18 protein-coding genes are annotated in these 25,454 nt (G+C 62.4%); 8 read left to right on the top strand and 10 right to left on the bottom strand.

Annotation, left to right across the window (positions count from 1 at the left end):
- Positions 1-10: 10 nt before the first annotated feature.
- From OAW74_RS14325 to OAW74_RS14305, 5 genes are all read right to left on the bottom strand, one after another.
- Positions 11-352, bottom strand: a complete 342-nt coding sequence (locus tag OAW74_RS14325) for a hypothetical protein (RefSeq protein ID WP_262875070.1) — start codon at positions 350-352, stop codon at positions 11-13.
- Between the two features lie 663 nt (positions 353-1,015).
- Positions 1,016-1,597 (bottom strand): hypothetical protein, encoded by a 582-nt coding sequence (locus tag OAW74_RS14320; RefSeq protein ID WP_262875069.1) that lies wholly within the window; start codon positions 1,595-1,597, stop codon positions 1,016-1,018.
- 948 nt (positions 1,598-2,545) lie between these two features.
- The gene (locus OAW74_RS14315) at positions 2,546-8,113 is read right to left on the bottom strand and encodes an RHS repeat-associated core domain-containing protein (RefSeq protein ID WP_262875068.1); all 5,568 of its coding nucleotides are present in this window, start codon (positions 8,111-8,113) and stop codon (positions 2,546-2,548) included.
- Positions 8,114-8,629: 516 nt separating this feature from the next.
- Complete coding sequence (locus tag OAW74_RS14310) at positions 8,630-9,550, bottom strand: hypothetical protein (protein WP_262875067.1); 921 nt, start codon at positions 9,548-9,550, stop codon at positions 8,630-8,632.
- Between the two features lie 335 nt (positions 9,551-9,885).
- Positions 9,886-10,566 carry a hypothetical protein gene (locus tag OAW74_RS14305; protein WP_262875066.1) on the bottom strand — a complete coding sequence of 227 codons (681 nt, stop codon included), beginning with the start codon at positions 10,564-10,566 and terminating at the stop codon, positions 9,886-9,888.
- Between the two features lie 1,011 nt (positions 10,567-11,577).
- On the opposite strand from OAW74_RS14305, the gene OAW74_RS14300 reads away from it, so the two are divergent.
- The 6 genes from OAW74_RS14300 (at position 11,578) to OAW74_RS14275 (ending at position 17,588) form a co-directional block, all read left to right on the top strand.
- On the top strand, positions 11,578-12,144 hold the full coding sequence (locus OAW74_RS14300) for a hypothetical protein (protein WP_262875065.1): 567 nt from the start codon (positions 11,578-11,580) through the stop codon (positions 12,142-12,144).
- 1,324 nt (positions 12,145-13,468) lie between these two features.
- Positions 13,469-13,684 carry a helix-turn-helix domain-containing protein gene (locus OAW74_RS14295; protein WP_316250230.1) on the top strand — a complete coding sequence of 72 codons (216 nt, stop codon included), beginning with the start codon at positions 13,469-13,471 and terminating at the stop codon, positions 13,682-13,684.
- Positions 13,674-15,077 carry a HipA domain-containing protein gene (locus OAW74_RS14290; RefSeq protein WP_262875063.1) on the top strand — a complete coding sequence of 468 codons (1,404 nt, stop codon included), beginning with the start codon at positions 13,674-13,676 and terminating at the stop codon, positions 15,075-15,077. Before OAW74_RS14295 ends, OAW74_RS14290 begins: the two co-directional genes overlap by 11 nt.
- A gap of 990 nt (positions 15,078-16,067) precedes the next feature.
- A complete protein-coding gene (locus OAW74_RS14285) occupies positions 16,068-16,619 on the top strand; it encodes a hypothetical protein (RefSeq protein ID WP_262875062.1) in 552 nt (183 codons plus the stop codon).
- A 16-nt stretch (positions 16,620-16,635) separates the two neighbouring features.
- Positions 16,636-17,232, top strand: coding sequence for a hypothetical protein (locus tag OAW74_RS14280; RefSeq protein ID WP_262875061.1), 597 nt, complete (start codon positions 16,636-16,638; stop codon positions 17,230-17,232).
- A 152-nt stretch (positions 17,233-17,384) separates the two neighbouring features.
- On the top strand, positions 17,385-17,588 hold the full coding sequence (locus OAW74_RS14275) for a hypothetical protein (RefSeq protein WP_262875060.1): 204 nt from the start codon (positions 17,385-17,387) through the stop codon (positions 17,586-17,588).
- Positions 17,589-17,946: 358 nt separating this feature from the next.
- Here the strand turns inward: OAW74_RS14275 and OAW74_RS14270 are convergent, their stop codons facing one another.
- The 5 genes from OAW74_RS14270 to OAW74_RS14250 all read right to left on the bottom strand — a co-directional run bounded on the left by OAW74_RS14270 (position 17,947) and on the right by OAW74_RS14250 (position 22,295).
- Positions 17,947-18,954, bottom strand: coding sequence for a hypothetical protein (locus tag OAW74_RS14270; RefSeq protein WP_262875059.1), 1,008 nt, complete (start codon positions 18,952-18,954; stop codon positions 17,947-17,949).
- A gap of 1 nt (position 18,955) precedes the next feature.
- The gene (locus tag OAW74_RS14265; RefSeq protein ID WP_262875058.1) at positions 18,956-19,648 is read right to left on the bottom strand and encodes a hypothetical protein; all 693 of its coding nucleotides are present in this window, start codon (positions 19,646-19,648) and stop codon (positions 18,956-18,958) included.
- Positions 19,645-20,073, bottom strand: coding sequence for a hypothetical protein (locus tag OAW74_RS14260; RefSeq protein WP_262875057.1), 429 nt, complete (start codon positions 20,071-20,073; stop codon positions 19,645-19,647). The genes OAW74_RS14265 and OAW74_RS14260 overlap by 4 nt, the downstream gene beginning before the upstream one ends.
- 1,278 nt (positions 20,074-21,351) lie before the next feature.
- Positions 21,352-21,933 carry a hypothetical protein gene (locus OAW74_RS14255; RefSeq protein WP_262875056.1) on the bottom strand — a complete coding sequence of 194 codons (582 nt, stop codon included), beginning with the start codon at positions 21,931-21,933 and terminating at the stop codon, positions 21,352-21,354.
- Between the two features lie 17 nt (positions 21,934-21,950).
- The gene (locus tag OAW74_RS14250; RefSeq protein WP_262875055.1) at positions 21,951-22,295 is read right to left on the bottom strand and encodes a hypothetical protein; all 345 of its coding nucleotides are present in this window, start codon (positions 22,293-22,295) and stop codon (positions 21,951-21,953) included.
- A gap of 384 nt (positions 22,296-22,679) precedes the next feature.
- Between OAW74_RS14250 and OAW74_RS14245 the strand changes: the two genes are divergently transcribed.
- Together OAW74_RS14245 and OAW74_RS14240 are read left to right on the top strand one after the other, a co-directional pair.
- Entirely contained in the window at positions 22,680-22,808 is a 129-nt protein-coding gene (locus OAW74_RS14245) for a hypothetical protein (protein WP_262875054.1), read from the top strand.
- An 846-nt stretch (positions 22,809-23,654) separates the two neighbouring features.
- Positions 23,655-24,947, top strand: coding sequence for an IS256 family transposase (locus OAW74_RS14240; protein ID WP_262875053.1), 1,293 nt, complete (start codon positions 23,655-23,657; stop codon positions 24,945-24,947).
- Positions 24,948-25,454: the final 507 nt, after the last annotated feature.

Raw genomic sequence — 25,454 nt, 5'->3', positions numbered from 1 at the left:
ACCGGGGCGCTCAGAACCCCAATGAAGCACGCCCGAGCGTGATGGCCACGGTCGCGCCGAGGACGGTGAGAGCTACCCCGATCAACGGTGGAATCAGTGAGCGACGATAGGTGTCTCTGAGGAGGAACACCCCTAGACCGGCGCCGAGAAGCAGAACGCCCGCCAGCGCGAAGAACCCATACGTGGCGAACGTGAGAGTGCTGTACTCGCACGAGTCGCCGCAGTGCGGAGACGCCGACCAAAGGAAGGTGATCGACACGGCGAGAGCGACCGCGATGACGAACTGGGCGATCAGAAGGATCATCGCCCAGAAGGTCAGGTCGTCGGCGCGTCGTGATCCCGCTGCATTCATGAAGTCGCGCTCGCAATCACTGGTGTGCCTCCGCCTTGAGCCTCCTCGATTTCTCTATCCGAACGCCCGGAAGCTTCATGCGCATCGACCTTCGCTCGGCTCATCCCCAAGTCGGGCGGGGGATGCTCCTGCCGGTTACGCCCTATTCCGTGTAGAGGCGTGCCAGGTCTGCGCAAACGGGTGTCTCTTCGGCACCCGCACACGCACTTTGGAGGCGCATCTCGAGGCTCTCTCGACTAACGCCCGAAGAGCCAAACGCCGTGGGGTTCTCCGCCATTGTCGTGATCCACGCATCGACGGATTCACACGCAAGCAAAGTCAGGTAGATCTGGTCGGATTTGGCGCTGTCGTCGGGTGCCGCGTCGTTCACTGCGGCCCCCGCTTCTCGGCAGGATAAGTCGGTCGAGCTCGGCTGGTTGACGTAGTTCGTGAGATTCGGCTCCTGGCTGACCGCCTCGGTGGGTTGCGTCGCGCACCCGGCCAGAGCCGCTAGAGGAACGACGACCGTAAGCACCGTGGAGAGGAGACGACAGCGCATGCCTCAGACAATAGTGCCGCGCGCGAGTCCTGCTGATCCTCCCGGCGGCACCGCTCGGCACCACAGATCAGGTGTCACCTATCCGTGCCCTCCCCGCGCTGCTCCGGGCCCCGCATGACGAATGATCAGCTCGCAGCGGCGAGCAGGGAGTTGAGCGCGGCCGCCATCGCCTCGGCTTCAGCTTCTGACACCTTGGCGTAGGCGCCGGTGATGGGCGTCAGCGCCAGCGACTGCGTAGCCGCGCCCCGCCTGACGGTGACCCACAGCGATGGGTAGTTCTGCGCAAGAAGGGTGCCCTTGGGCCGGATGGTGGTGACGCGCATCTGAGCGGATTCGATGTCGGTGAGCGGCACCGACACGATGTCACCGATCTTCTTGTCGCGGATCGACAAGTGGGTGTTATCCACAGTCACGATGGGAACCGTGTACCGGGTGATGCGGGGCGGCGGTGTCGTGTCGCCGACGAACGCGCGAAGCCTCGCCACATCGCTCGGGAATGGGGGCGCCGGCGGGATCCGGATCACCTGGGCAGGGTCCTGGTCGCGCACGACCGCGTCGGTGCTGGATGCAGCGCGGCGGGAGAAGATCAACTTCATGACAACAGCGGCGACGGCCAGCACGGCGGCGAGGATCAGGTAGAACCCGAGGTCGACACCTCCGTCAGTGGTGGCGGTGGCCTGCGCGAGGACACGGGAAACGTTGACCATGGAACTCCGTCTTATGTGCGGAGCACCTCTCCGCCGGCCCATTCTTCCAGAGCCGCTTCATCGACTGTCCACGGCTCGATGACGGGGAGTGCCTCTCGACGAGCAAGACCCCGCCTGAAACGACGAAACCGGCGGGAGAACTGGTCTCCTACCGGTCTCGCTCGCAATAAACGAACACTGGGCCGCTCAAAAAAGAACACGGCCCGCTGTGGCCGTGTTTCGAAATCCCCGATCCCAGTCGGTTCAAGGGCTCGCGCACTACCGTTCCAGGCGTTTTCCACGATAACGCGCAGATTCTTCCAAACCCCAGGTCAGCAGTCACTTCTGTAACGCTTGACTCGGGGGCGCGGCATCCCCCTTCCAGCGGGTCCTGAAGGTCAAGACTGGGGCAATTGGGAGCGCTGGACGCTGTCATGTCGCGTCGAATGGATGGGGCCGCTTCTGTGACAGTGGCGTCGTTGCGTCCGACGTTTTCTCGTCTGACGGGAGAAGGGGTGCCTCCGAGAGGGGGTTGGCGGCGCCCAATCAACGATCGCCTGGATCGGATGAGCCCCGTGCCGTGAGAGGCATGGTGTTCGCTTGACGAAGTCCCGCCCGTTCGGGGCAGGACTTAGTGCCAGGGGTCCAAAGATTGAAGCGGTTCGGAAAGCAAGCCCCTCAGTCCGGATCCTGGTTCTCCAGGGTCCGGAATCATCTCCACGCCACTCACCACGATCAACTCCCGCACATCCTCGGGGCCATCATTGTAGGCCCGACCCCACCACGACATGACCGAGTGCACAACTGTGAACTCGGAGGATTCGTTTTGCACCATCCAGCGCACAATGTCCGACAGCAGGAGGTGTGGGAGAACGACACCGTCGTTATCGTTCAAGTGCTCCTCAAGCAACGGGATAAGAGCCGGGTTTTGGTACACGAGCGCTCCGACTGCTCCAACCGTCCAGGCGCTCATTGAGCGCCACCAAGCGCGTCGCGCAGATCATCGAGCAAGCTTTGCGCAACGAGCCTGTCGGAGTAGCTAGCGTCTGGATTCTTCTTCAACCAGTTCTGGAGCCCGTTTACACTCTCCTGCGCCTTCGTTGAGTGCATCTTTCCCCCAGTAGCGACGCCCGTTGAAAGCTCGCTACGCACCGCATCCATTGTCGTGCCGCTTCCGACCCTATTTGGGTTTGCGGTGCCCTTATAGAGGTTGTCCACGAGGTTCTGAAGCTTACCGCTTGCCACCTTCGGCGTCGAAAGCGCGAGATTCCTGCTGCTGGTTGTCGCCGCGACGCGCGGCAGCGATTTCGCCGTGGTGATCCTTACGGCGCTCCTGACTGCACCCGCGCCGACCTTCGCTGCCGCACTCACCGCGACACGAGCCCCCAGCGCCGCGGCGCCAAGACCTCCGGCACTTACGACGCTCACTGCGACGGTTGAGGCGACCATCCCGACGACGTCTCCTGCCGCGTAGAAGCCCTGGTTCTCCTGGACGAAGCAGTCATACCCGGGGATCACTGCGCTCATGATCAATCCGGAGAGTCCGAAGGTGGCTCCGTTGAGGACGCCGGCGCCGAACGCCGCGAGGTTCGTGCCCAGGTCGCTCCAGAAGTCGAGGCCGGTGTTGTCCGTGTACTGGACGGGGTTATTGCCCGCATAGGTGTACGGCTGCTTCGTCGTGTCCAGTGCTGGGTCGACGTTAATGAACTGCCCCGTGTCGGGATCGTAGTCACGCGCGCGGAGGTGCACGAACCCGGTTTCGGCGTCGGTCCAGTTTCCGGTGAACCCGAACGGTGTGTCGATTGACCCGGCGCTGGAGGTAGGTGTGCCGAACTCCGAAAACGTTTGGCTGCCGAGAACAGTGCCCGTGTTGTCGGTGGAGAGGCGCACGGAGCCGAGGTCGTCTCGCGCCAGGTAGCGCGCCTCGCCGCTGGTCTTGTCAATCTGTGCGATCGGGGTCGATCCTGCCGCGTAGAGGTAGTAGTTGTCGCCGTCCGCAACCATGAGGGGCAGCGAGCCAGTGGTGGACCAGAGGAAGTCTTCGATGGTGCCGGTGCTTCGTGACTGCCGTAGTCCACGCCCATCAGTCTCATACTCGACCGTGGTCCCCCCGGTGGAGACCGAGCTTAGGTACCCGGCGGCGTCATACCCATAGGAGGTGGTCTGGGCTGGTGATCCGGAGACTGTCGTTTGGTTCCGTGCGCCGTTCGTGTTGTAGCTGTACGTTGTGGTGCTCCCGGAGGCGGGGTCACGTTCGACGACTTGCTGCGCGGTGTTGTAGGTCAGTTCCGCACCGTCATCCGTGACGACCAGCTGACCGCCGGGGGTCGCTGTGATCGCGATAGTGGTCGGGGTGCTCGCCCCGTCGTCTGTGGTCGTGGACGAGAGTTGACCGATCGAGTCGTGCTCGAAGTCGACAGTCACTTCTGAGGTACCGAGGGTTGTCGTCTGCTGCGTCAATTGCCCCGCGTCGTCGTACGTGTAGTCGAACGCTGCAAGCTCTGCGGTTCCCCGCTCGGTGCTCACCTCGGTGGTGCGTCCTGCTGCATCGTAGGTCCATGCCTGCACGACTCCGTTTGGAGCGGTCTCAGTGGCAAGTTGACCGTCAGCGTCCCAGGTAAGCTCCGTGACCCGATCTGCCCAGTCGGTGGCTGTTGTCATCTCATCGGCCGCGTTGTAGCCATACTCCACCGCGCCGACGACGGGGTAGTCGACGGAAGTGAGCCTGCCTGCCGCATCGTACGTGTAGCCGAGCTCTTCGCCACCCCCATCTGTTTCGGTGACAATGCGCCCGGCTTTGTCGTACTCGAGCGTGGTTGTCCCGGTTGCATCAGTGATCGAGGTGACGCGTTGCGCGTCGTCGTACTCGTAGGACACGTCCTGTGTAGCGCTGCTTGAGTAGGCGACACCGATGACTTGGCCACCCGCGTTGTAGGTGTATGCAGTCTCTGAACCGTCTGGCAGCGTCTTCACGGAGAGCCGGCCGGCATTGTTGTATTCGAATGCGGTGACCAGATTTCCGGGGTCGGTGCGTGCGGACAGAAGCCCTGTATCGGTGTACTCATAGGACGTCTCGAACCCGTCTGCGTTCGTGAAGCCGGTGACGTTGCCTGCAAGGTCGTACTCATAGGACTGGGTGCTCAGATCGGGGAGGGTGACCTCGTCTACCCGACCCTCCGCGTCATATGTCGTCGTTGTCAGCCTCCCGAGAGGATCCTCGATGCTGGTGACCTGGCCCGCGTCGTTGTAGCCGAACGATGTGGTGTTGCCCAGCGCGTCGGTGACCGCCGTCACTTGCCCGGCGGTGTCGCGTGCGTAGCTCGTCGTGGCACCCGAAGGCGTCTGAGTTTGCAAGAGCCGCCCGGCGAGGTCATATGTCGCCGTCGAGGTGCGGTCTAGCGGGTCCGTGGAAGTGAGGGTATTGCCGTAGCTGTCGTGAGTGAATCTCGTGGTGTGCCCGAGCGGATCGGTGACGCTGGCTACCCGGCCGACGGCGTCGTAGACCATCGCGGTCTGGTCGCCCTCAGGGTCGGTGACGAGAGTGTTCTGACCCGCATCGTCGTAGGCATATGTCGTCGTTTCGGCCTCCGCGTTGGTCACCGAAGTGAGGTTCCCATCGTCGTCGTAGACGTAGGAAGTGACTCTCCCCAGCGGATCCTCGACGGCGATGGTGCGGCCGGCGTCGTCGTAGCTTGTGGTGGTTGCTGCACCACCCGGGGCGATCGTCGAGATCGGCATCCCGAACCCGTTGTAGCTGAAACTCGTCTCCCGCAACTCCGCATCCACGACAGAGGTGTTCCGCCCCGCGGAGTCATAGTCGTATACGGTCGTGGCGCCTGTGGCCGTCTCGTATGTCGCGACGGTCCCGTCCGAGTTGTACGTCCAGGACTGTTCCGCTCCACCGGGCGAGGTGATCGTCAACGGGTGCCCGGCCTCGTTGTACGTCGACGTCGTGGTCCCGCCTTCCGGGTCCGTGAACGTCAAGGGGCTGAGTGCTGTGCCGTAGGTCCAGGTACTTTCCCTACCGAGAGCATCGCTCTGGCTGAGCCGGCGCCCATCCTCGTCATACGTATACGTCGTTAGTCCGTCTTCGGGGCCGAGAACAGACGAGAGGAGGTTCAGTTCGTTGTACGTGTATTGGGTGATCGCCTCCGCGTCGGTGCCCGCCGTGAGTACCTGCTCGATAAGCATCCCGCCGGCGTAGCGATCTATCGTCTGCGACCCGTCTGGCCAGGTGGTGACCGTGCCGCTGTAGTCGTACGTGAACGTGGTGATGCGTTCGAGTGGATCACTCTGGCTGATGACACGATCGACATCGTCGTAGACGTTCTCGGTGCGCCCGCCCCCGGGTTGAACTATCGCGGTGAGGAGGTGTGAGTTGTCGTACTCATACGCCGTCACGACGCCGTCAACTCCGGTGACTGAGACGAGGTCATCGTCGTCATACGTGTAGAGAACTGCGCGGCCGGCGGAGTCCGTGATCTCGCTGATGCGCCCACCGGTCCACTCGATGGAGAGCTCCCGGCCACCACTGGCACGTACTTCGCTGAGCTTGCCTGCCGAGTAGACGAGCGTGGTGGTGTTACCGTCCGGGTCCGCGACGGCAAGCAGGTTGCCTGCCTCACTGAATCGCATGTACTGCGTGCCGTTTCGCACGAGCAGCCACTCCGAATCAGAGTCGTCCCATGTCAACGTCGCGCGCACGCGCTCAGGCGCGGAGAATGTGGACGAGAGCTCGTTGCGTGTGAAGACGAGGATCGAGCCATTCTCCTGTTGCACTTCGATTTGCCGTGGGAGAGGGTTGGCATCGTCCGTGTCGGCGAGAATGCTGAGGTGCGTGTCGAGACCACTCGTCCATCCGTGGCCGAATGCGCCCACGGAACCCGCACCGGTCGTCGAATAAGTCCGCTCGGCGGTCAGAAGCGGGCCCTGCCCGGCCAGACTGATGTCCGACTCAGACAGGTAGAACTCTCCCGTCGCGGTATTTACTGGATCGGCCCGACCGCAGTCACACGAGCCTTGAGCGGGGTTTCCGCCACCGGACATTTCTCCACGTCCGGTGGCCGATGTCAGGTTCGGGTACTGCGGAAGCTGCGGTCCCTCGAGGTGCAGGTAGGTCCAAGCGAGGTAGTTGGCGGGAGTCCCTGATGAAGAGAACTCTGTGTCTTTCCGCGCCAGGAAAGCTTCATAGTGGCCGGGACCGACCGCGGAGGCTGAGAACACGCAGCGTGGCCCGCTGTCACAGGTGTCGGTGAGCACCGGGGAGGCGACGGGCCCGTCGGCGATGTAGTAGAGGTACCACGTGAAGTACCCGTTGGTCTTGCTGACGTCCTGGTTGCTGGTGAGCGTGACCGTGGTACTGGAGGTGCGCTTCATGGTCGCGTCCCAGTGCTTGCGATACATCCAAGTCGGATCGGTGCCGGCGACCCTCATGTTCTGGATACCGGTCTCTCCGTACAGGGTCGTCGCGCCGGGTGAGCCGACGTACGCGATGAAGGTGCCCCAGTCGTCAGTGCCACGGTCCTGTTCGGTGTAGAAGCTGGTTTCGTAGTCGCACGTGTACCCGTCATCGCATGTCTTCACGACCTTGTTGGCGTAGTAGTCGACGATGTAGGTCACATATCGTCCGCCAGTGTCGCCGACGTCTTGATTGGTCGATACGTGAACTTCCATCACGTCACCGGCCGCGAGTTCTTGCACGTCGTCGGGGGTGACCGTGATCTCCCAGTCCGCGGCTCTCACTCCGGTCGAACCCCCGCCGCCGATGATGCCGGTGATCGACTCCCCGGAGCTCACCGGCGCTGAGCTTCTCAGAGCGACATAGGCGACGTAGTAGCGAGAGCTGGGCGCTACGTCATCGAGCTGACTCCAGCTAATCGTGGCGTCGCAGACAGTCCCCGTGTCGCACTGACCGATGACCTGCCCGCCGGGGATCTCGACGATGTACAAGGAGTAGAGCCCGTTCGTGTCCGCCAAATCCTGATCCAGGGTTACGTTGACGTTCGTCGTTTCGCTCGGCCAGAGCACCTCCACACTTACCGCGACGTTGATCGACCACGACTTGCGGGTGACAGTCACAGGGTCCGAGCTCGCCTGAACATCAATCGCTTCGCTTGGGGTCTCCGAAGTCGTGTCGGCCGCAGCCGACACCACAGCTACGTAGTCCGATGCCCAAGTCGGTGCCTCGTATGAGCTCACTTCAACTTCGCAAGACGCACCGCTTGGGCAGGTAGCGATCCGTGTCCCCTCGCTCGCGTTGAAGATGGCGATGGCGTACTCACCAGAGGTGTCTGCAACATCCTGGTTGGCGGTGGCTATAAGCGTGGTGACCTCGCCCGCGCCAATTTCCGTTTCTGATGCTTCGAGAGTCAGCGCCCACGCTGACCGGGCCACCGACACCGATGAAGAGGTCAGAGAACCGACCGTCGCGACATACTCGTGCGGGCCGCCGGAGGTGAAGGCCACGGTGGTCGCACAAACCGTCCCCGTCGTGCACTCCTTCACATCCACACCGTCTGTGACGTCGCGGATAACCACTGGAGCCGCACCATCGACAGGCTGATCTACTGTCGCCGTCAACGTGAATGACTCGCCCGCGAAAAACTCGATCTTGTCCGTCGTGAGTGTGACGAGTGTCGGCGGAAGAGGATCCGCGGCGGCCGGACTCGCCGACTGAGATCCCGCCGTCAGAATCCCGACAAGAACTAGACAAACAGTAGGAATCGCGAGCCACCGCTGCCCAATGGACGACGATCGAGCTGATGCTTCACGGAAGACATTTCGATGCACGACAATTCCTCTGGGTTGGGGGGACCCGACGCGACATCGCGTCATATTCCGGACATTATCGATAGATTCCGCTCGACGTATGTCCCCTCTTTGGAGGACATTGCCCTAGTTGGAGTGCCGCGAGATGCGGGAAATCGGTCAGATGGCGGACACCCGCGCGCATCTCCGAGAGGCACGAATGGTCATGGCAGAGCGACAGCCCAAGACTCACCAAACTCGTTATCCATAGGTAATGGACGGCGGTCGAGAGCGCACCACGCCGGTTCATCTCAGTCGATCATCCGGGCTGTCAGCCAGAGCTTCGAGCTTCTCATTGAGCGCTGCCGGATCGAACTTGAGCGGTTCGGCTTCGGCGTCACCGTCAGCATTTACCCACGCCTCCATGATTGGACCTAGTACAGCGACCGATGTCTCGATGACCGCGTTGAAGTCCGTGCCATTGCTTATTGACGGGATCATTCCCAATCGGATGTCCGGTGAAGGGTCAAGGTGGACGCCTTCGTAGAACGCATGGCCGCCCCCGTCTCGCTTCGTCCCGTGCGCGCGGGCCCACACGACGACCGATCGAGGCCCCACCGAGCCGTCGCTCGTCTGCAGGTGTGCGCGGTGGACCAGCTCAGCCAGCCCGTCTGCAACGGCGCGAGTACCGGTACCGTGCGCCTCCTCATCGCGAATGAGATTCAGGAGCGATCGACCCCACACGTTGCTATCGCGCGCGAGTGAGCGCGCCCCGCTCCCCACAACGCACAATGTCGCAGGCGATCTCATGTCTTCCGGCCGGACAAGCCTGGTGTAGCGGTGCCGAGCACCACCGAAGGAGTCCACGACGCACTCGATGGCGAACATTGCCGCCTGCCGGCCGATAAAGGCGGGGACGAGAAACACGTGTGCCCCGCCCGGCACTTTCGACAAGTGGCGCGGAAACTGCTCGCCGACCTTGTCGGCGACCAGGCCGAGGTAGTCCTCAAGCTTCCCACTTCGACCCCGCAACACATTCCGCAGCCAGGTCGACGGTTGCATGCCGTTGGAGGTAGCACCCAGGCCCGCGTACGCGAACACGGCCTTTCCATCAACGCTGTCCAACACCAGCACCTTCATCGCATCGTCGATGGGCGCCCGGCCCGGCCCGTAGGACAGGCGGCGGTCCGCGGCTACCCAAATGGTCTCTTTGCCCAGCGCAGTCACTACCAGCGTCAACACGCCTCCAGTTGCTGATTGCGTTGGCTGACCCGGCCGGGTCAGCCAACGCAACCCCCGCTAAGAAGTCACGGCGGTGAGATCAACGAACGCACCGAAATGGGGTCCGAGAGCCACGTACAGGACGATTAGCAACAAAGTCGCTGTGCCGTAAAGCCACGCAAACGGGTCTCGCCGCCAAAGGCTCACTGCAAGAGCAGCCACCGTGACGACGGCGAAGTAGATCACACCGTGTATCACGAAGAGGCAGACGAGCCCGAGGGTGAGCCAAGCCGCCAGGAGCAGAGCCCTCGCGGTCCCCCTTGAGGCCTGAGCGTGCTGTGTCACCACGTGCTCCAGTTCGTCACGCCGTTGTACCGCCCCTCTTGGGTGATGCCGATCGACAGATACTCCCCGGTCACCGCAAAGTAGAACTTCGCCGCACGCTGCGACACCGTCTTGCTGTTTGCGACACCGCCAATTGCACCGTACTGATCGGTCGAGAGCACCATACTGTCGAACGACCACCATTCTTGGGTGTAGCTCACAATAACCGCGTCGTGCCAGACCCGAACTCCGTTGTACAGGAAGGTCTTCTTGGAGGTAAGGCTAAACAGCGTCCCAGCGATACCGGTGTACTTGCGTGTCGTCGATATCGTCTTCTGCTGAGTAGCTGCCGCGGCCACGGCCCCGATCTCCTTGGCTAGAGCGGCCCGATCGCTCGCAGCGGGCCGACTGTCGGTCTCGGTCGTCGTCGTGATGACGTCGGTCGGGGTAATCGCCCGGATATCGGGATCTGCCCATGCCGCTTGCGCTTCAGCCTCGGACCAACCCATGATCTCCGAGGCTGACGCGACAAACGAAGCTCTCTCCTCGTCATCCGTCGTCGCGAGAGCGGCCGACGGCGCTACAGTCGTCGCCGTCACTGCCAATGTCAGTCCGACCAGCGTAGATACGCCTACCTGTACGAATCTCTTCATCGAGTCCTCTTTCATTCGTCTGCCGTCATCGAATGTGACGTTCATCTCTAGGTCGTTACAGCTGAGCGACTCCTTACGAACTGCCTCCGAACACCGGGCATTGATGCAGACGTCGGCACGATCCTCGCGACTGGTGCGCGGCAGCCGCTGAGCGACGGAGCTCACTCCCGTCCCCGCTCGTCAACAGTGGAACGTCATGTTCGCTCGTGCCTCACCCGAATGTTCTCCGCTCATCGTTCATCCGATCGTTGGAGTCCCAGACGCGCCAATGGGAACTCGTGGCAGTGCAACCGTCGCGCTGGGCGATAGCCGTGCCGACTAGAAAGGGGCGATGTAGAGTCGGACTAGGAGAGACAAGATGCGCAGACGCATACTCGTAGTCGCGATCACCTTGATCGTTATCGTTCTGTGGGCGGTTGCAATTGCCAGCCAGTCGCCGCTCGCACCCTGGTTCAGTCTCGCGGCATGGGCACTGATCGCGGTCGCCATCGTTGTTCGTGCCGTCCGCGCTCCACGTTCCACCACCAGGACGGTGGCCAAGACTTACGATCAGGTCCAGGACATCTATCTAGGTCGAACTCAGAAGACACCTTTCGAACGTCGCCCCGACGAGAACTCACAAATCGGAAGCTCGTTGCCTTCTGACCCCCTGCAGCTGCCACCCCAACCGAGAGTGGGAGACCGAAGCGACCGCTAGACGGCGCGATGCTATTCCGTCTCGGCCACGGAAGTTGCGCACGGCAGCTTGATGCTCGAACCAAAGCTCGTGATGTCGTAATTGAACGTCTCGGGGGCGCTCCCGATCCCACGCATATCCTCGATAGTCGAGTACACACTAACGGAGATTCCAGGGAATACCTCCTCATGTTGGCTAAGCGCAACCTCATCAATAGGTTCGCCAAACACGACGGCCGATTCGACAAAGGTGACAATCGCCGTTGAGCAAACCCCGATCCCCATCTGCCTGAGTGCCCACTTCGAGCTTTTCTCCGAGCCAGTTCCCGCCGCCAGGATTCGCCGGTTGACTTGAACGCCGTAGCCGTCCACTATGACGGCATGCACCAGCGGCGGGTGCCAGCGTCAGGGGATGGCGTCAGGGGATGGCGCGCTCTCTGGCAACGCCGGGACGCTTGGGGACGGACCGGACCGCTGTTGCTTGGAGCCCTCGCCTTGGTTTTAGATGGCTGCACTCAGCCGGGACCGGGGAGCCTGAGCATCGGAACCGATCCGGTCGAGTTGTGTGCCCCGCTTGAAGTGGGCGGAGAACTCCTTCTAGGGATGCAGGCAACGGTGCCATCGGATACCGAGATCGTCTTCGAGTCATTGGAGTTGAAGGATGGCATCGGAATCGAGGTCGTCGAAGACGTCATCATCCCGGTGCGGACCGGACAATCCGTGATTTGGACCTCCGAGCTACTCTCGAATGATGACCCAGTGTGGTCGACCAGAGTTCCGTTGCCGGGGGCCGCAGCGCCGATTGGGAAGGTGAACGTCGTCGCCAAGGTGAAACGAACCGAAGAGGTCGCCCACACTGATGCGCTCGTAATCACGTACGAGGAAGCCGGAACCTTTCACACGACGACTGGGTCGATCTCGTACGACCTGAAAGATAGTTGCGTGTAATGCACGGATAACGCCGCAATCGCCGCGCTCGGTGAGACGACACTTCGGAACCTTCGACGATACGACGAGCACGACAACCCGATACCGCACCTCTAGCGCGGCGTGCACTCCCCGAACAGAACACGAACCACACAGGCCCACGAGGGCCTGCTCGTGTTGGTCCAGCCAGCCCGGATCCTGAATCGGGCGCCGAAACCGCGCCTGAAACGACGAAACCGGCGGGAGAACTGGTCTCCTGCCGGTTTCGCTCGCAATAAACGAACACTGAGCCGTTCATAAAAGAACACGGCCCGCTGTGGCCGTGTGTCGAAATCCCCGATCCCAACGGGGACAAGGGCTCCGGAGAAGCCTCCCCAGGCGTTTTCCACGACGACCTCGAGATTTTTCCACGGCCCAGGTCAGACGGGAATTCCGTGATGCTGACTTCGGAGTATTCGAAAGCCGGCTCGCGGTGGTTTTCGAGTTCTGGGTCGGGGTAGCTCGGGCTGCTGAACGCTGTCATGCCCACCCCTATGCGGGGTACTCGACGTTGTCGTGCTGTGCCAACGCGTCGATACTCCCGCCGCGGGAGTCGTGCTCACCGAGGTACAACCTGATTCCTCGAGGCCGAAAGGAGGGCATCGCCCGCAAAGGCGGCGCGATTGGCACCCGTCGCTCGGTGTAGAAGAGGCGGGCGGGGGTGCGTACGCCCTCATGACACCGACACTTTTGGCGCCCGCCAGCACTCAGGCCTACCTGGCCGAGGGCGACGCACGACAGCATGTCATGGATCTGGTGCGCCCGAGCTGGGGGTCTCGCTAGGAGATTCGAAGCCGCACCCGGCCGGCGCAGGCCGTCGACCCATGAGCCCGCGCCCGCACTTGAGGGTGGCGACTTCTCCCGCGTGGGGCGCCCTGCAACCGATCCCCGAGTGGCACCCCCACTCCCGGTTCGCGCAGTCCGTTTGACCCCTAACGCTCCGGCCATCGCGGTTGACTCGGTGCGGTGGCTGCTTCTCGGTCGTGGCTATCAAGTCGACGCCAGCCCGGTCGACCCCATGAACGGCGGTGGATACAGCTGGGCGGAGTCAGTGGTCGTCACGACCTCGAAGCACCCGTATCGGGCAGGTTGACGGTCACGATGAGCCGAGGCGTCACGGCTGCGGACGACTCCTCATGCTGCTCCGATAGCCTGCCCACGGCGCAGAGCGACGATCCCTGAACCCCACCGCGCATATATGAGTGTGGGATTCATCCCACACTCATACAAGTGGGATATTTCCCACTTCAGGTATAGTGGGATTTATCCCACTCTTTCAGGTATGGGGTTCATCCCATAGGGAGAAATGATGAGAGTCACTCGAGGAGCCGATCTTGGCGCACTTGTCGCAGAGAGGCGGGAGAAGCTCGGCATGTCCCAGCAGCAGCTCGCTGATGAGTCGGGGGTCACGCGTGACTGGCTCAACCGGTTCGAGCGAGGGAAGAGCACCGTGACCCTGCACCGGGTGCTGTGGGTCCTGAGCGCTCTGAACCTTGAGATGAGCGTCGAAGATGGCCGGTGAACTGAACGCATATCTGGACGGAGTGCATGTGGGCACTTTCGTCCAGACGACGCAGGGGGCGCTCAGTTTCACATATGACGAGGAGTACCGGCAGCAGAGGGGTACGACGCCGATCTCGCTCTCCATGCCGCTCACCCGCGCAACACACAAGAACGCTCCTGCAAGCGCGTACCTCAAGGGTCTGCTGCCCGACAGCGACGGGCGGCTCCGTGAACTCGGTGCGGAGTATCACGTCTCTCACCGGAATCCCTTCGCCATCCTTACTCACATCGGACGCGACGCGGCCGGCGCAGTGCAGCTGCTCCCTGAAGGCGCCGAAAGCACCGATGCGGCAACGCGGACGGGTGACCTCCAACTGCATGATGACCAGGACTTCGGAGAGATCGTCCGAGACCTCATCAGCAATGCAGCCACATGGGGGGTGCGCCGCGCCGGACGATGGTCCCTCCCTGGCGCGCAGCCGAAGACCGCCCTGTTCCGAACAGAACAGGGGCAATGGGCGACACCGCTGGACTCGACACCTACGACGTACATCATCAAGCCAGCTGTCGCGCCCTATACCGAACATCACGTCAACGAGTTCATGACCATGGCTGCGGCCAGGCATCTGGGAATGACGGTCGCGGACAGCGAACTCGCGACCACCGCGCTCGGCGACAACGTCTTCATCTCGAAGCGATACGACCGGGCGAAAAACGACGGGCGCTGGGCGCGACTGCATCAAGAGGACATCTGCCAGGCGCTCGGCATCAACCCGGATCAGAAGTACCAGAGTGACGGCGGCCCTGGAATCGCTCGCATCGCCGAATTGTTCCGGAGTCTGCCCGAGCGTGAGGACCGAGTGAACAACGCGGCACAGTTCTTCGATGCGCTTGTCTTCAACCTCGCCGCAGTGGGAACGGACGCACACGCGAAGAACTACTCACTCATGCTCAATCAGACGCGTGCTTCGCTTGCCCCGCTGTACGACCTCGGCACTCACGCTCCCTATCCGATGCCGGCCGGAACCTCCCCGAAGCTCGCGATGTCTATCGACGGGGAGTACACCATGGATCGCATCGGTGAGGCAGCGCTCCTCATCGCTGCCCGCAAACTGGATCTGGACCAGGACCTGGCACAGGCCCGAGTGCGGGAGATCCTCGGCGGTATCACCGCAGCATTCGACCAGGCAGCAACTGACGCCGCAGCGATCCTCGGCAACGACCCAGCCATCGTGAAGGTCGTTGATGCGATCGCTGCGAACGCTTCGGCCCGCGGTTGGCAAGAACCGGGATTGACCATCCCACTATCCGATGCAACGGTCGGCACGGGCCGGCGAAGCGATACCGGACGAGCAGGAAATCCTGGGAAATTCGACATGCGTCAACACAGCAGCCCCGGGCGCGGTCTCTAGTCCGAGCGCGCTGCGCGCGACTTGTGAACTCGTCAGGCCGAGTTGGCCGCGACCGGAAGGACGCCATTGGCGACGGCAGTCCCAGGAACTCTGCACGGCTCCGGGCGCATCGGCCTCACCAACCCAGCGCCCGGTCTGTGACCTGCCCGCAGGGCCTGTCCGGGAGCGTCTGACGTGGTCCCTATGCTCTCGATGCCTGTTGCCCATCGATGTCGGCGGCCAACTGATCTTCGCGAGCAAGTTGAAAGGTCTCGGACTCTCAGCGTGGGTCTCCTCACTCGAAGTTGCCGGCCGACAAGGGGCCGCCGTGGTCTGATGATTTGGCGCAGCAAAGGCTTGCGAAGGATCTCGGGATCCCGGCCTTCGGGACAGTCACCCTGCTCGAAGGCCGGCGCTTCGTCTCCCCGACGAGACAGCAACCACCGACACTGCGACTCGGGTGTCCGAAGAGCAACACGCCTTCGTTTGACGCTCGCTTGCGTCGGCGCACGTCGCCTGGGCGGTCGCTCCCACCGCGAGCAAGCTGGGCGGACTCGACCCGGTGGAGGTCGCGGAGCAAGTCCTTGCGGCGCTGCAATCGCCTGCGCAATAGGCACCTCCCTAAAGGCGCGCTCGCGCTTGGGTAATGCGCGGCGGACTCCCGACCGCCGTACGACAACAGGTGCCTAACGCCTTCCCCCCGCGCGATGGCATACGTCGCAGTGCGGAGGTCCCCTCGGCCTCGCCTACCCGTCAATCGACCTTCCGGCGATCATCCCAATGAGTGAAACCCGGATGGGGATTTATTCGGGCCCCGGGTAACCGTCTCCCGGGACATGGTGCCACCGACGGCCGAGAACAGAGGGGAGACGCGGCGGCTCGTCGCGATACGGCAGAAGGGCTTGTGTTCTGCAGCGGATGGATGCCCTTGAGCATGCGCGACTCGGGATCTTAGTCTCAGCTCGCCCGGTATCGGGGATCCCGCCCTCTACCACTCAGGAGGTTCGGCAAATGACGAACGATGGTGTTCGAGACGCGCAGGCCCGGCGAAGGTTGGGCGCACGGGTCGTCGTCGCTGCCGCCTTGGTCGCGGCCATGCTGGCGCCCGCCCAGGCGCACGCAACATATCAAGGAAGCCTCTGCGAGGGGCTCGGCTCATGGCCCATCCAATCGTGGAGCAGTTACAACTCCACCTGGGAGACTCCGATGAACACGGCCCGAAATACGTGGAACACTAGTGCGCTCCTGAATATCTACCACAACAGCTCGACGACGAGCAGCGTGACCGCGGCGTCATACTCAGCAACCTGGTATGGGTACTACACCTACACAAGTTCGAGCCGGCGAAAGTTCATCCAGATGAACACACGAACAATCACCGCAGACGCTACGAACTTCGCCAACTTTGTCCGCAGCGTCTTCGCGCACGAGCTCGGCCACGGGTTCTGCCTGAAGGATGACCCGACTACCTCCAGCGCCTCGCTGATGAAGCACAGTCGGAACCGCAACACTCTTGTCGCGCCCACGACCTACGACTGGGCAGACATCAATGCGCATTTCTAAGGGAAAAGGACCGGCAATGCTCCACAGGAACGCCTCGATAGGCGGAACTCTCGCAATCCTTGCCGCCACGGTCACCCTGGCTTCATGCTCGAGCGAGAGCATCGATGCACCAGATACCGCCGTCATTTCAGCTGACTACCCCGCTTACGACAGTGCGGCACGGCTTGTCGAGGCAGCAGATATCGTCGCCGAGGTGACGATCGGTGAACATGAAGAGGCCCTCCTCTACCCGGATTATGGAAGCGACGATCCCCAGATAAACCCATACGCCGGTACAGATGAGACACCCGAACCCGGCGAAGGCGTCGTGCCAATAACCGTCTACGAAGCAATCGTTGGCGAGGTGTTCGCGGGTCCAGTGGAGTCGGGCGAGACAATCCACATTCAGCAACTCGGCGGCACCCTGGACGGTGTCACGTACAGTGAGGACGGTATTAGCCCGCTCATAGTGGGCCAGACGATATTGGTGTTCCTCGCCGAGTATGACGACGCTCCAGCCGCGATCGTCGGTGGCGACGCTGGGGCCTTCGACATTATCGGGACCACGTACGTCTCGCACACAGATCCCGAGCTGACGGTGACTCAGACCGAGTTGCGGGCACTCTTTCAATAGATCGCCCAACGCATGGAAGGCGGGTGGCGCACCTCCTCGAGCCAGGCCGGCGGTGCAACTGGACCCATCAGACCCACAGAGCGGGTCTCGTTCGGGTGGCCCGCGAGAGTCCATCTGCTCGAAAGGACGCGCGCCGTGGGACGTTGCGCTCCGTGATCCTGCCGTTGCGTGCGCGGGACATGACCGCGTGGGGAATCGGCAGGCGGCTGGATCGGTTGAACCATCACGCGACCCACGAGTCGAAGCACAGCGACGGGCTACGCGGAGCGGATCGTCGAAATCTGCACCGTTTCTCCGCCGGGACCGTCGTCGACGGCTTCGACAACGCGATGGCGGAGGCGGTCAACAACCTGTAAGGGACCGAGGTGATCCGTCAGCGCGGCCCTGGCGGACCGTCAAGCTGGTCGAGGTCGAGGACGCTTACCACGCTGACCGCAACTCCGCCCACCCGGCACCCGCCGGCCAAGGTTCCCGGTAAGGGAAAAACGTCGGGGATCCACTCGGAGGCGGCGTGACCACGTTGTTGGGTCAGCGGCTGCCCAGCACCGCCGCTCCGGCCGGTGTCGGGTTGCCGTCCCAGCGGTTCTCTACTCGCCGCGACCGGGAGGCTGCGGAGCCGGTTTGGTCATCCCGACGCCGTGGAAGTTACGCCCGCGGCGTCAGAACTCGCGACGACCTTTCACTCAAACGGATGAGAGGGTCCCGCGATCGCTGTCAGGGGGTTGGTGCCTCGAGACGCGCGCGGAGGTCGCCGAGCTGCTTCGCGTACCGGGTCTGAAGTGCATCCATGGCGTCCATGATCACCTGGGTGCGACGCTCGGGCCACGCGGTGTCATCGCCGTAAATTCGGTTGATGCGAGGGATGAGGTCGAACGCAAGCTCGTAGGACGCGTCAAGCATCAACTCTTCCGAGCTGGAGAAATATGGGTAGGAGATCCCGGACTTGTGGATCTCGAACCCACCGTCCAGGTGGAGCTTGAGCTTGAAAGTGCTCTTCCCGGCTGCTGTCTCGTTACGGAAAGACAGTTCGATGGGGCCGAGGGTGTCGAGCTCCGCGACGGCGGTGAGGAAGTTGGGTCGTTCGAAGTCGACACCGAGGCGAAGATCGGCGGTGCGCTGGGCGGAGTCCGTGTTGCTGATCCCGGTGAGGACGTCGAGTCGGATCTGGTGGTCAATCTGCGGCTGAGTAGACACCTTGTGCGCGAGCCAGAGGAAGATGTCGTCGCTGTCGAGAGCGAGCGCGGAGGTTGAGAAATCGGCGCGGATCGTGTCGTCGCGCTCACGGAACAGCCGTTCGAGAGACCGGATCGCGCCGTCGCGTCGACGAATCAGCACGCTACTGCGACTGGACACGAGGATCGAGACGCGCCCCGAGCCAGCCTGGGTGATCACGACGTCCATCCCGTGCAGCACGCGGAAGTCATCGTTTGCTGTGGTAGCGATGGTGGATACTGCGCTGGGCATCGCGGTCCAGTAGTAGTACCTTGCCCGGATCATCTCGGGGTAGTCGCCGTCGGGGACCAGTTCGGGTTCGGATGCCGGTGGTGTCGCGTTGACGAGACCCATGTTCGACGCATTGTTGTTCGTACTCGCCCAACCGCCTACATAGTCGGCTCGCTTCGGGGGCCGGCTGGCCAACGCGTCACGGATTTCCTTCAGGGTCATATCGGTGCGGCAGGTAACGGGTGTCACCTTGACAGCGTCGTTGCTCAGTACGGGCATTTCACTTTCTTACCATTCGCACAACATCAACGTTTCGCCGCTTTCGGACGCAAGTCCACAGCAGGAGTCGCACCAAGAGCGAGCGATGAACCCACCTGTAGTCGATGTTGTATGTTGTGTCGTCGCGCAATTCGTCACAAGTCCAAATCACCTTCGCCTCGTGCCAGTGTCCGGGACGGCTGAGCGCCGCCCCCAGGTCCACGTCGAAGCCATGCGTGCCGTCGTTGGCGGTAATCGTCGCAGCGTTGTCACGGACGCGAGAGCTTTTCACGTCTGGAGTCATCGGTGCAGTGTCTATCCGAATGGACAGCGTCGGCCGGAAGGCCATCAAAGCACGCAAGATGAGCATTCCGATCACACTCGTGTGTGGAATCTCCACGTCAATCCCGAATACTCCAGTGCTGGGTCGACGCGCAGAGGGGCGAACGAGGATCTCCGTGAGATCCCGGGGGTTCCCCGGCTCGGTCCAGTCGACCTGGATGCGCGGTGGTCCGACGACAAACGCGAGGACGACTTCGAGGATAAGCGCTCCAACGACCGCAGCCAGCGCATAACGGGCAGGGAGCGGCCAGGAGGACAGCACCGCCTCAAGCTGCTCGTCGAGCCCGAGTACACCCCATGTGACGACTGCGACCTTGGCAGCCTCTGTGGCCACGGTGAAGATGCGGCCACCCGGCTCCCATCGCACGCTCACGTCAGATGCAACTTCTGCCACGCCGCGGTCAGGAGGGTGGTCGCTTCGTCTTTGACGGGGGTATCGATGTACCCCTTACGTCGCAGCAGCATGCTGAGGCCCGTTGCATGGGAGCGCAATTCGATGCCCACAACGAAAAGCCCATCGAAGTCGTCGTCCAGGGCTGCGACGACCTCACGGTCACCGTCACGCTGGAAGATCTCAACGAGCTCGTCCGACAGTTCTTCATCCTCACCCGCTGGCAGAGGCTGAAGATAGGCGTCGGCAAGGTAGAAGCGCACAAGGGTGAAGCCGCTGCGAGCCGCGAATCCGGCGACGCGAACGAGGTCTTGGCTGCCGAAGTGGAGACTATGAGCATGGGCGAGGCCACGGCTTTCACCGTCAGTGATCGTGAGTCCGGCGGATGGCCCCACCTCGCTGAGCACGACACGACTCCCCATTCCCTTATTGTGCATGATGCGTCCGACCCTGTCTGTAGGCTGACGCGCCGCCCGGTGCGGGACGATCAGCGACACAATGTGTCGTGTTGACCTATGCGCGGTCTGACTCAGCGGACAGACCACACTCATCGTGTGGATTTGACCGCGGGTTCACGCGGGCGTCTCGATTTGGCTCAGCTTCCGCTTGCCGCCGGCGAACCAGCCGTAACCAGGTTCTGCCCCGTATGCAGGCGAAGGCGTTTGTGCACGGGACAGTCGGCAAGGGTGGATCGGAACCTCCCCGTGGGCGGCAACGAGAGGCAGCTCGGGGAGCTGAGCGAAACTACGCCGCAGGCAACCGTTGCCGGGGTGACACCAGCCAGCGCCATCCTCGGGACCACCCGCGCAGCGGTCATCTTCGGACTCACCCTCTTCATCGCAAAAGTCGTCCAGGTGCTCGCTACCCCCGCATCCACTCTGATCGAAGGGGAAGAGGTGAAACCGTTCGAGGTCTCTGAACTGATTATCTGGGGCCTCCTGGCGGCGGAATGTGCGGCGCAAGCGGGGCCTCGGTGTTCTCAGAGCGGTTCCCGGTCCTGTCGGTCGCGCTCGTCCCTGCGATTACCTGGCGCTCCCGATCGGGCTGGACCATTTCGGCTAATGCCGGATCAACCCGATCGAGGCGTGCGCGAGTGGCCGGTTGTTCTCGAGTCGTCAGTTGCCGCCGAGGCGATGCCGTGCGACCCAGCGACGGCTGAGAGCGCAACGGAGATAGCCCTCCACAGCGCCTTGGAGACGCGCAAAAAGATGGTGCGGAAAGAGCGGGGAGCATCTGATGTCACGTCAAGTTCCCGTCTTTGAGGAGCTCGCCTAGCGAAGCCGCAACGATTACATGTAGTACTTGCATATCATGTCCGTTTTCGCGGCCACGCCTCCGTACGGGCTGAATGTGCAGGACGATTTCGCATTCACTGCTCGTGCGTGAATCATCTGGATCGCCCCGCCGTACCCGCCGGTTGCGGAGTACAGAACCACCCCCGAGGTACTAACGGTGCGGATCTTGGGCGTGTGGTAGTCGCCGGTCACCCAAGCGCGACCTCCGTCAAGGTAGTACTTGTAAGCGGAGGACTGCCAAGTGTTGGAGGCGACCTCCTTTTCGAGCCAAATGGTCCACGTCGCGGCATACGCCGCCGATGGGGCGATCGCGGCCGCAATCGCGATTAGCAAGCTCACAGACCAGACTTGGGTTCGGCGTAGCTTGTCAGCGCGACGGGTGTCCACGCGTCACTCTCCCTCGAGAGGAGTGACGCCGGCGGTGGCGAGCTCGTCGCTCATCGCTGCTCTCTCGGCTTCAGTCGCAGCGGAGTCGACGACAACCAGATTGCCATTGACCATCGTGGTGATCCCATCTACGTCGGCGAAGTCGATCTTGCCGGCAACGGCATCGGGGATCAGATAGCTCTCGAAGGCGATGGTTGGCGTCTCGAGTCGGATGCCGATGCCGTCTTCGTTGAACTGCTGTGGTGTGCTGCACGAGGTTGCAACGGCCCAGTCCTTGCCGCCGACACTTGCGACTAGGCACAGCTCGCCGTCTCGATTCAGTGCCGTGTGAAACTCGGCAGCTTCCGAGGAGGCGAAGCTTTGGAGAGTCGACGGATCGACCTCGCCGCCGTCGAGCATCGCGGGATCCAGGTTCCCTGGCAGCGGCACCTGAGCAGGAGAGGACTTGGCGTTCCCTTGGATGGCGTCCAGATCGTACTCGTCGATACCGTAGGGCGCACTCGCTGACGCTGCGGCCGCAAGTAGCGCACCGGCACCCAACGCCAACCCTACGGTCGCAGCGATCGCATATGACTTGGTTCCCACTGTTCTTCCCCTTCGACTCAACCGCGGTATGACTGGCACTGGAGGCTTGCGGTCCCGCCCGACACCGGCACGCCCTCGATAAAGCGGTTCCAGTAGCACTCGCTCCTTGCATTGCTACGCGCGGAATGCATGATCGTGACCGCATTCCCTGTGGCTTCGGCCTTCACAATTAGTGCGCCCGATGCTTGCTTGCTGGACACGTAGTAGACGTTGTAGGCGCCCGGCGTTGATCCGGAGGATGGGCCAGCCTTCCCGCCGCTCAAGGACGTCCAATGTTGACTGGTCTTGACGGCGTTCTGACTCGTGGACTGGTTGTAGAATGTCCACCAAGTCGGCGCAGCGAATGCGATCTGCGGGGTCATCACCGCAAGCAACACTGCAGTCACTGCCGCGGATATGACTCCGCCTCTCCTCACGCGAGTTGATTCCGCCACCTCGACCCTCCTTGCCCTAGAGACTGGCTGGAGACTATTGGTCAGCTCCGCGGCCGCGTCAGTGGGCAATCGCGAACGCAGCCCGCGAAACCCGTCGAGATCGCGGGGGTCACACCGGCCACCGAGGCACTCGGACCCCGAAGACCGGACGCAGCCCCACTCTGTGGAACCCGCGTGTTTCTGCGGTGACGAGCGAGGATCAAGGAGGCTGCCCTAGCCTCAGGCTGTCCTTCCATAGCCGGCGAGGATGACAGGAAACCGGGCGACGAGGTGCTTACTCGGCGACGTAAGCTCCTAGTCAGATTCAATCAAATGGGTGACGTCGAACTGGGCTTCCGTCTCGACTTCCTGACCATGAAGACGTGCGACGCCGATGTTCTCCGATTGCCAGCACGTGCGGCATGCCTGATCAGTAACGATGCGGAATTTGCCCCTGGGTGAAGAGTGACCCACGCTTTGGGTTCACGTTGGTCGACAACTCCCCACCGTCACAATGAGGGCTGGGCACCTGCCGCCTCCTGGCCTCCACGCCTTATGCTCGCATTCCGGATTCGGGAGGCGCTCGTCTCGAGATCCAGTTGTTCGTAGAAGTCTCGAGCCTTTGTGTTGAACCGCACACACCTTGGCCGCAACGGCCGCGCTTGCGAACGCCCGGCCCTCATCTCGGCGTGATCTGGCACGCCGCTCACCCTGCAGCAGGGAGTGCTTGAGCCCGCCTGGTGCTGCGCTTCAACCCTGGACCCTGAACTCACCGATAACGACGATTCCGTCGGATGAGTACACCGGGATAACGCCGCCGCCGCCCTGCCGTTGCTGCTCTTCTTGCCACGCGAGCGCATCCTCGGGGGACTTGAATGTTCTCATTGCCGCTGTACCGTCGAGGCCTCAAGGTCGTTCCGGTACACGTATCCCTCACGCCCGTTGGTAGCGACCACGAGGATCAGCTTTGGCTGCTGGTCAGGCGCCGGCGCATCAGCTAGGGAGCCATATGTGTCTCCCGAGTTGTTGACCGCGTATGAGGGTGACGGCATTGCCTCCGAGGGAACACCGTCCGCCGCAGTAATCCCCCAGGGCGCCTGGAGAAGGGGTTCACCCGCAATCGCCGCGCCTCCCACTGCGCCGGCCGCGAACGCCCCGACACCCAGCAAACTCAATAAAGCCACACGCCGCAGATTCATTGCTTGCCCCTCAGGTGTTTTGGTTCGGGCTCGGGTCTGTCGGATTCTTTGTGTAAATGGCTCGGCGTGATTGCCGCGATCTGTGGTCGGGGCGGGAAGAGAATCGCGCATGGGTAAGGAATTGCAGCGGGTCACGCAGGTGAACTCGCGGACGGGTGAGATCGTCGAGGCCGGCGTGGACTTGTCCGAGCTGGCTGAGCGGCTGGTCGCGACGGCGACGGCGGAGGGCGTCGAGCTGACCGGCCCGAACGGGTTGTTGACCGGGCTGACGCGGCAGGTGCTGCAGTCGGCGCTCGAGGCCGAGCTCGCGAACCATCTCGGCTACGACCGGTACGCGGTCGATGGTCGCGGGTCGGGGAACAGCAGGAACGGGACCACCCCGAAGACGGTGCGGACGGAGATCGGCGAGGTGACCGTGCAGGTGCCGCGGGATCGGGCCGGGACGTTCGAGCCGCGGATCGTGGCGAAACATCAGCGCCGGCTGGACGGGTTCGACAAGAACGTCCTCTCGCTCTACGCGAAAGGGATGACGACCGGCGATATCGCGGCGCATCTGGCCGAGCTGTACGGCGACGAGGTGTCTCGCGATTTGGTCTCGACGGTGACCGACCGGATCGTTGAAGAGATGGCGGAGTGGCAGGCCCGCCCCCTGGAGCCGGTGTATCCGGTGATCCTGATCGACGCGATCATGATGAAGATCCGTGCCGGGACGGTCGGGAACCGGCCCGTGTACGTGGCGATGGGCATCGATCTGGACGGACACCGCGACGTGCTGGGCATGTGGGTCGGACCCACCGGCGGGGAAGGCGCGAAACAGTGGATGAACATGCTCACCGAGCTGCGCAACCGGGGCGTCCAGGACGTCATCGTGGTCTGCTGCGACGGGCTGAAAGGGCTACCCGAGTCGATCCGGGCGACCTGGCCGCAAACGACCGTGCAGACCTGCGTGGTCCACCTCGTGCGGAACTCGTTGCGGTTCGCGTCGAAGAAGCACTGGAAACGCCTGTCCGGAGAGATCAAAGAGATCTATCACGCGCCCACCGTCGCCGCCGCCGAAACCCGATTCGCGGAGTTCGCCGACGAGTGGACGCCGATGTATCCGGCGATGGTCGAGATGTGGCGGCGAGCCTGGGGCGAGTTCACCCCGTTCCTCGAGTTCCCCCTCGAGCTACGCAAGATCGTGTACACGACGAACGCGATCGAGTCGCTCAACGCCAGATTCCGGCAGGCCGTGCGCCGGCGCGGACACTTCCCCAACGAGCAGTCCGCAATGAAAGTCCTCTACCTCGTCGCGAAACAACGACAACACAACCGGCAGAATCCCACTGGCGAAACCGCCGGCTGGAAAGGCATCCTGAACGTACTCGCAATGACCTACGGCGACCGCCTAGGACTCAACTGAACACCGAGCCGATGACCATTTACACAGAAACGCGGACAGACCCTCGGGCTCTTGAATGTGTAGAACGCGTTGTAACTAGATCCACTCCAGGCCCAGGTCACGCCGTAGCTATACCATGCGCCCGCCGCGGTGTAGTAGATGAGGTTGGCATGAGAAAGGGCACATCCGGAGTTGTATCTGATATCTGACTGGATGATCAGCGCACCACTGGAGTTGAAGATCCTTGCGCGAGCTCCTGCCCAGCCGGAAGGAATACATGCAGTCTCATTGGTAAGAATGTTCGTTGCACCGGTTATGGAGTTTGTAGATGGCGTTGTCTCAACGACGGCCTGGTTCTTGTAGTTCTGTCCGTTGAGTGAGTAGTAGCCCCAACTCGAGTTCGCCGTTCCGGAGTACGCGCTTGTTGTGCACATAGCCGCAACGAAGCCGAGGACGGCTGTGACCACAATCACGATGACGACAGCCCGCCCGAAGCGTGGCCGCTCGATAACGTCCATCTGAACCTCT

Source organism: Microbacterium fluvii (genome assembly GCF_025515205.1).
Lineage (GTDB): Bacteria > Actinomycetota > Actinomycetes > Actinomycetales > Microbacteriaceae > Microbacterium > Microbacterium fluvii.
The sequence above is the reverse complement of the archived record's forward strand: the minus strand, read 5'-3'. Positions and strand labels throughout refer to the sequence as shown.